The sequence below is a fragment of the Pseudomonas sp. SBT1-2 genome (assembly GCF_028640875.1).
Lineage (GTDB): Bacteria > Pseudomonadota > Gammaproteobacteria > Pseudomonadales > Pseudomonadaceae > Aquipseudomonas > Aquipseudomonas chlororaphis_I.
Map to the genome: position 1 here is coordinate 24,939 of NZ_JAQZAA010000054.1, position 7,327 is coordinate 32,265.

5 protein-coding genes are annotated in these 7,327 nt (G+C 62.5%); 1 reads left to right on the top strand and 4 read right to left on the bottom strand.

Annotated features, from left to right (window positions below):
• Nucleotides 1–20 precede the first annotated feature (20 nt).
• The 4 genes from PVZ78_RS06840 to mhpT all read right to left on the bottom strand — a co-directional run bounded on the left by PVZ78_RS06840 (nt 21) and on the right by mhpT (nt 5,374).
• Complete coding sequence (locus PVZ78_RS06840; RefSeq protein ID WP_273828423.1) at nt 21–431, bottom strand: hypothetical protein; 411 nt, start codon at nt 429–431, stop codon at nt 21–23.
• Between the two features lie 607 nt (nt 432–1,038).
• Complete coding sequence (locus PVZ78_RS06845) at nt 1,039–1,776, bottom strand: helix-turn-helix transcriptional regulator (protein ID WP_009049519.1); 738 nt, start codon at nt 1,774–1,776, stop codon at nt 1,039–1,041.
• Nucleotides 1,777–2,162: 386 nt separating this feature from the next.
• Nucleotides 2,163–3,902 (bottom strand): dipeptidase, encoded by a 1,740-nt coding sequence (locus PVZ78_RS06850; RefSeq protein WP_273828424.1) that lies wholly within the window; start codon nt 3,900–3,902, stop codon nt 2,163–2,165.
• Nucleotides 3,903–4,138: 236 nt separating this feature from the next.
• Entirely contained in the window at nt 4,139–5,374 is a 1,236-nt protein-coding gene (mhpT, locus tag PVZ78_RS06855) for a 3-(3-hydroxy-phenyl)propionate transporter MhpT (protein ID WP_273828425.1), read from the bottom strand.
• A 331-nt stretch (nt 5,375–5,705) separates the two neighbouring features.
• Here mhpT and PVZ78_RS06860 point away from each other — a divergent pair, with 331 nt between their 5' ends.
• Nucleotides 5,706–7,016 (top strand): OprD family porin, encoded by a 1,311-nt coding sequence (locus PVZ78_RS06860; protein ID WP_041990072.1) that lies wholly within the window; start codon nt 5,706–5,708, stop codon nt 7,014–7,016.
• The last annotated feature ends 311 nt before the right edge of the window (nt 7,017–7,327 follow it).

Sequence of the window (7,327 nt, forward strand, 5' to 3'; positions counted from 1 at the left end):
AACGAAGTGAACGACTTGTTTCACTGAGAACCCATTAAAATAATTTCTAGACTATCAACGGAGGCTCCAGAACGTCCTTTTGAGTCCTTTCTCATTGCTGAGACCATATTGGCGAAACAATTTCTTTGCTCGCTAGTATTCAATGCTGGACCTATCTGCTCAAAAGCAGCAAGAGAAGAAACTACTGCTTCTGATCCGTATAGGCAGATTCTTGATTTGGAGTCAACCATTCTGGCGAGTAGTTCTCGGCTCTCTGGTGACTGCGACTGCAGTGCTAATGTAGCTTGCTCACAAACGGACTTTAAATAATCCGTATACGCCTGAGTTCTAAGACTTCGATGGTGTTTCTGGTTTTCAAGATGACGGGTAAATATATACTGAAGGGACGCGCCGGCTATAACTCCTAGGAATGATAAAAGGGCGATGATCACAAGTCGGTGCTCCTCAAGGCATATAACTACTATTAGGCGACATGCCATGTCGCGTTTCTTGTCGTCCTGTAAGTCTTTGTCTAGCTTAGAGGTGTCGCGACAAGCGCGACATCGCCCAGAGAGAAACACGACAAGGGTAACGGCAAGCCCAGCAGTCTTCTAGATTCGAAAGCCGCATCGGTGACGCTACCTATTTGCCATCACTATGTCCACCGTCCGCTCCTGGTCCAGGCTGTATGAAAACGACTTACCGTTTTGAAGCCTGCGTTGCTATGTAAAATCTATCGGCGTTTGGTTAGTCAGCTAGACCTAAGGTTTGCGTAGGAACGCAATTTCGTTGCGTTTCTGACCATAAAACGTTCCCTAATGCCTGTGGCCATCGGCAGCAATGGGTTGCTTTCTATCGATAATGACTACGAAGCGTGTTGGTCAAGTCCGATGCAATCGGCGGTCATATCGAATGCAAATAGGTGGGCAAGTGGGTAATTTCGCACCTGCAGGGTGCGCCCCGCTCATGGACGACCGAGCGAGGCGTCTCCTGGTTGTTGCACCGGCTGTTCCCCTGGCATCTGCCCCAGCCCTGAACAGCCGGCTCGGGCCTCGAGGATCAAAGGGCAGTGCTCGGGCCTGGGGTGGTCGCCGTGGCCTCGTCCGGGGAATACATCCAGCGCAGCAGCGAGTGGCGCCCGCTGATCCCCATCTTGATCGCCGCCCGCTTGAGGTAGCTCTCGACGGTGTGCACCTTGAGTTTCAATTGCCCGGCCAGCTCGGGGGCGGTGCGCCCGGCGAGCAGGCCGACGCAGACCTGCATTTCCCGGTTCGACAGCTTCAGCCCCGACTGCCGCAGGCGCGCGGCGAAGCGCAGGCGCAGGGTTTCCAGGCCCTGGTGTTCCAGGCTGGCGGCGGCCTCGGGGTCGTCCCCGGTGGCGTTGTGCGGCTGCAGCGCCGCCAGGTGTTTTTCCACCATGGGCAGCAGCAGTGGGGAGAAGTCCTGCAGGAGGATGCGTTCCTGGTGCGAGAAGCTCTGGGACTGGCAGGAACGGTAGACCGAGATCACGTAGCGGTAATCGTCCTTGTGGCTGGTCAGGTGCAATTGCGCGGCAGTCTCGGCAGGGCGTGCCGTCGGATTCTTGCCGGATGGGGCGAGCGTGGAGTCGCTGTAGACCTCGTCGCGGGCGTTCCTGGGCTGCGATTGACCCTCTGAATACACACGCATCTGGGTGATATGCGTGGCGTCCACCGCCAGTTGGGTGCGTATCAGATCATGCAGCATGCGCGGAAAACTGCGACTGCCGGTGCTGGCGATGACCTTGCCAATGTGTGGGAACAGTATTTGTGAGTTCATCATTTCATCCATGAGTTTCGTGTTGCGCGACACTTGCCTTAGTAAGCGACGAGTGCGGCGAGACTATGTTTAGAGCCTTTCGCCGGATTCGTCGCCGCCTCGTATCCTAGTACAGGGTTCTGGTGGCGGTTTAATGAAATACGGCAAAAAGACACAGGCAGAGCGTTTTCCTTACGCAATGCCGGCGCTGCTTGGCCAACCCTGGCCGCCTGCAACTGATTCTATCCTTTTGGATGGTGGTAGTGTGCCATCGCTTGGCCCGTCGACATGCCCAGAAACGGACATGGCGTCTGGCCGGTCGAGCATCAGGGGGATAGGACTCGAGCCCGATCTGGATCGGGATGAGCACGGCAGTGGACCCGCCAGGGCGGCGGGTCCGAAAGGGCTCAGAGTGTTGGCAGCTGGCCGATGCGACCGAACATTTCAGTGACGATCTGCAGGTCCAGCTGGAACTGCTCGACGGTCTTGAACTCGTTGTCGTTGTGGCCGGTGTACTTGACCTCGGGACGGGCCAGGCCGAATTGCACGCCGTTGGGCAGTTCATGCACCGAGGTGGCGCCGGCGGAGGTGCCGAACTTGTGCTGCATGCCGAGGTTCTCGCTGGCCACCGCCAATAGCGCCTTGACCCATTCACCCTCGGGGTTGCGGTACATCGGCTCGGCGATCTTGTAGTCGAAGTTCACCGCGACCTGGTTCTTCTTGCTCCAGGCGGCCAGCTTGTCGGCAATTTCCTTTTTCAGCACCTCCGGGGTCTTGCCCTTGGGCACGCGCAGGTTGACCGCCAGCTTGAAGGCCTGTTCATCCTGGCCGACATAGGTCAGGGAGGTGGTCAGCGGGCCCATGAAGTCATCGGCGAAACCGACCCCCAATTTGTTGCCCAGGTAGTCCAGGCTCCAGTTGTCGGCGGCGTAGCGGGCGGCATCGGTGATCGGGTTGTGCTTGAGCGCGACCTTGCCATCGAGGCCGTTGATGAAGTCGAGCATGCGCGCCACCGGGTTGACCCCGGACTCGGGCTCGGAGGAGTGGGCGGACACGCCGGTGACCGTCAGCTTGACGTCCTTGCCTTCGACCTTGGCGGCCACGCTGAAGTCGCCGCCGTGGGCCTTGGCGTATTCGCTGCCGGCCTTCTGCAGGCTGGCGGCCAGTTCGGCGGGCTGGTCGGTCACCAGGGTGGCGACCGAGGCGCCCGGGATCTGGTTGGTGGCCAGGCCGCCGGTCATCGAGACGATTTCCGCGCCTTTGCCTTCGGCGGTACGCCGCGGGAAGCTGGCCATGACGGTGCCGTAGCCTTTCTCGGCGATCACCACCGGGTAGCCGCCATCCAGCGCCAGGTTGTAGTTGGGCGTCGGGTTGCGTTCGAAGTAGTAGGGGATGGCGTCGCCGCTGGTTTCCTCGGTGGTGTCCACCAGCAGCTTGAAGTTGCGCGCCAGCGGCAGCTTCTCTTCCTTGATGATCTTCATCGCGTACAGGGCCACGACGATGCCGTTCTTGTCGTCCTCGGTGCCGCGGCCATACATGCGGTCGCCGACCAGGGTGACCTTGAACGGGTCGAGCTTGGTGCCGTCCTGCAGCACCCAGTTCTCCGGCGTTACCGGCACCACGTCGGCATGGGCGTGGATGCCCACCACTTCTTTGCCGCTGCCTTCCAGGGAGATCTCGTAGACGCGGTTGTCGATGTTGCGAAAGTTCAGGTCGAAGGCCTTGGCCAGGGCCTGGATCTTGTCGGCGATCTTGAGGAACTCAGGGTTCTCGTGCTGGGGCACACCGTCGACGCGCACGGTGGGGATGGCCACCAGTTCGCGCAGGGTTTCGGTGGCGGCCTTGCCGTACTTCACCCGCGCATAGAGGCCCAGCAGGCGATGGATCTCGTTCTGCTGCTCGGCGGAAAGCGTCTTGTTGTCGAGGAAGGCGGTGATGGCCGGACCGAGGTTGGCGCTCTTGGCCAGCTCGCTCTTGCCCAGGGTGCCGAGGAACTGGCGGAAGTCCTTGACCGATGCATCGGCGAAGCTCTTGAGAATCGCCGCGTTCTGCTGCGGGGTGATGTTGGCGTGGGCGGTCGTGGTGAAGGCTGACAGGCTGGCCAGCATCAGGGTGGCCGCGGCCAGTTGCTTGAGGGAAAAATCCATTGCGGGAGGCGTTCCTTGCAGATTGTTAGGAAATATCTGACCTCCCACGCTAACACCACGGGGGACTGGTACGGGAGTCCCCGAAGTGGGATCTGTCGCACAGAAATGCAAAAGCGGCGCAGAAACGAAAAAGCGCCGGGAGGGGCAGTCCTGAGCGTTCCGCGCGGGTGGGGGGGCTGTTTCAGCCTGGGCAACCGTATTGTGACGGCAGTCAACCAGGCTGATGTCCAGCTGGGTCAGGGTTTGGGCGTGGCCGGGCTCGCCGTTCCTGACCCGGGCTCAACTTGCAGTGCCGGGCGGGCGATTACGCTGAGGATGCTCAAGGCGGCGATCACCAGCCCCGGCGAGGTCGCCAGCAAGACCCCGCTGGTGCCGGCGCCGGCCGCGAGGATCTGTCCGGCGGCGAGGGGGCCGGCCACCGATCCCAGGCGGCCGATGGCCACTGCGGCACCGACGCCGGTGGCGCGCACCAGGGTCGGGTACGAGGGTGGGGCCAGGGCGTACAGCACCAGTTGCGCGGCCATCACGAACAGCCCCGCGGCGAACCCGGCGCAGGCCATGGGCAGCAGGCCCGCCGACAGGCCGACCCCGGCCAGCGCCGCGAGCAACCCGGCGTAGACGAACAGCACCACCTTGATGCCGTTGCAGCGATCCAGCAGCAGGCCGCCGAGCAGCGAACCGAGGGCGCCGCCGAGGTTGAACAGCATCTGCACCAGCCCGGCCTGGGGTTTGCTGAAGCCTTGCTCCAGCAGCAACGACGGCAGCCAGTTGAGCAGCATGTACATCACCGTCAGGGTGAAGAAATAGCTCAGCCACAAGGCCAGGGTGGTGCGCGCCCGGCCTTCGCCGAACAGCGCCTGGCCGGTGGAGAGGCGGGTCAGGCCGGGGTTGCCTTGTTGCTGGCGAAAGGCGCTGGACTCGGGCAGCAGCAGGAGCATCAGCGGCACCACCAGCAGCGGCGCCAGGCCGCCGACGATAAAGGTCGCCTGCCAATGGTCGGTGAACAGCATGGCCACCAGCGCCGCCAGGGCGCCACCCATCGGCACCCCGGCGTACATGATGCTGATGGCGGTGCCACGGCGTTGCTCGCCCGCGGCCTCGGCGCACAGGGCGATCAGGTTGGGCAGGGCGGCGCCCAGGCCCAGGCCGGTCATGAAGCGCGCCAGCAGCAGGCCCGACAGACTGCCGACATAGGCGGTGGCGAGGGAGAACAGGCCGAACAGCAGCACGGCGCCGATGAGGATTTTCTTGCGGCCGATGCGATCGGCGATCCAGCCGCCGAAGAAGGCCCCGGGCAGCAGGCCGACGATCCCGGCGCTGAACACCCAGCCCAGCATTTTCGGGTCCAGGGCGAAGCTCTGGCGCAGGCCCGCGGCGGCGGTGCCGGCGGCTTGCAGGTCGAAGCCTTCGATCAGGGCAACGATAAAACACAGGGCGATGGTCAGCGTCGTGCGACGCGATGGAGTGTCCATGGCAAACCTCATTGTTGTTTTTGTTGGGGGCGGACGCAGCGGAACGCGCCTGTTCGCTCAAGCGCTGGCAGGCGAAATTAAGATTAACAAAGATAACTAAAAATTGAAGGGTGAGCGGATTGGCCTAAAAGATTGATTTAGTTTTATGTAAATCAATGACTTGTTGGTTTTATCTGGTGTTATCTAGAAAATAGATAAGAATATTAATGTTCGATTATCGGTCACTGTGGATTGACGCCAGCCCTTGGCTGTTTCCATTCTCTGGCCGTGGACGCCTGCCATGGCCGGGCGATCCCGTTCCGCAAAACAACAACAATAAGTGGACTCGAACATGCCGAACCTCTCACGCAACGCCCTTGCGGCGCCGCTGGCCCTATCTGTTCGCCTGTGCTGCCTGGCCCTCTCGGGGCTGGGCGTGGTGGCTGCTCCGGCGCAGGCTGCGGGCTTTATCGACGACAGCCACGGCACCCTGACCCTGCGCAATTACTACCTCGACCGCGACTACAAGGACGACGGCGCGAAAACCGCGGCCCGGGAATGGGCCCAGGGAGCGATCCTCAACCTGGAGTCGGGCTTTACCCCGGGGACCGTCGGCTTCGGCCTGGACGCCCGCGGGCTGCTGGGGATCAAGCTCGACTCGGCGCCGGACCGCAGCGGCACCGAACTGCTGCCGGTGTCGGCCAGCGACAAGCGCGCGGCGGACGAATACTCGCGCCTGGCGATGACCGCCAAGCTGCGCCTGGCCCAGACCAGCGTGAAGACCGGCGATGTGTCGATCTTCCTGCCGTTCGCCTTTGCCAGCCCGTCGCGGCTGCTGCCGCAGACCTTTCGCGGCACCACCCTCAGCTCCAAGGACATCGACGGCCTGACCCTCAACACCGGCTATATCGACCGCATCAACAAGCGCGATTCCACCGACTACCAGGCGCTGAGCATCGCCTCGCCGAACCGGCGCTTCAACGGCGCGGCCACCTCATCGCACATGGCTTACCTGGGGGGCGATTACCAGGTCGATCCGGACCTCAGCCTGCGCGTCTACCACGCCGAAGTGGCGGACCTCTACCAGCAGGACACCCTGGCCCTGCTGCATAACTTCAAGCTCGGGGACGGGGTGCTGAGCAGCGACCTGCGCAGTTTCTTCAGCCGCGAAGACGGCAGCGCCAAGGCCGGGAAGGTGGACAACCGCAACCTCTCGGCGCTGTTCGCCTATCGCTGGGGCGGGCATCGCCTGAGCCTGGGCTACATGCACGCCAGCGGCGACACGGCGACGCCTTATCTGTCGGGCACCGAGTTGATGGGCATGAGCGAACTGACCATGAGTTCCGATTTTCTCAATGCCCGGGAACGCACCTGGCAGGCCATCTACGACTACGATTTCGCCGCCGCCGGGCTGCCCGGGCTGAAGAGCCGCCTGCGCTACGTGCGCGGCGACCATATCGAACTGGCGGCGCTGAATGCCGAGGACCGCAAGGAGCGGGAATTCCAGATGGAGCTGGGGTACGTGATCCAGAGCGGGCCGCTGAAGAACCTCGGGCTGCTGGCGCGCAAGTCGATCTACCGCAACGACTTCCCAGCCGGCGCGGCGTTCCGCGATGAAAACCAGACCCGCTTCCTGGTGCTCTACACGCTGCCGATCTGGTGACGCCGCGAGCCGCAGCTCCTGACCCTGTAGCCGCTGCCGAGCCCGCGAGGCTGCGATCGGCAACGCAGTTGCCGCAAAATCTGCCTCCGCGATCTGCCTGGATAAAGGCGTTCGCCGGGTTGCGACGGCTACGCCATCGATCGCAGCCTGCGGCAGCGGCTACAGGGATCGCGGTGTCGGGGTAGCCGCTGCCGAGCCCGCGAGGCTGCGATCGGCAACGTAGTTGCCGCAAAACCTGCCTCCGCGATCTGCCTGAATAAAGGCGTTCGCCGGGTTGCGACGGCTGCGCCGTCGATCGCAGCCTGCGGCAG

What these genes read in the sequence shown, in the direction of transcription:
- PVZ78_RS06850 (WP_273828424.1), bottom strand. Translation starts at nt 3,902, where the DNA reads ATGGATTTTTCCCTCAAGCAACTGGCCGCGGCCACCCTGATGCTGGCC.
- mhpT (WP_273828425.1), bottom strand. Translation starts at nt 5,374, where the DNA reads ATGGACACTCCATCGCGTCGCACGACGCTGACCATCGCCCTGTGTTTT.
- PVZ78_RS06845 (WP_009049519.1), bottom strand. Translation starts at nt 1,776, where the DNA reads ATGAACTCACAAATACTGTTCCCACACATTGGCAAGGTCATCGCCAGC.
- PVZ78_RS06860 (WP_041990072.1), top strand. Translation starts at nt 5,706, where the DNA reads ATGCCGAACCTCTCACGCAACGCCCTTGCGGCGCCGCTGGCCCTATCT.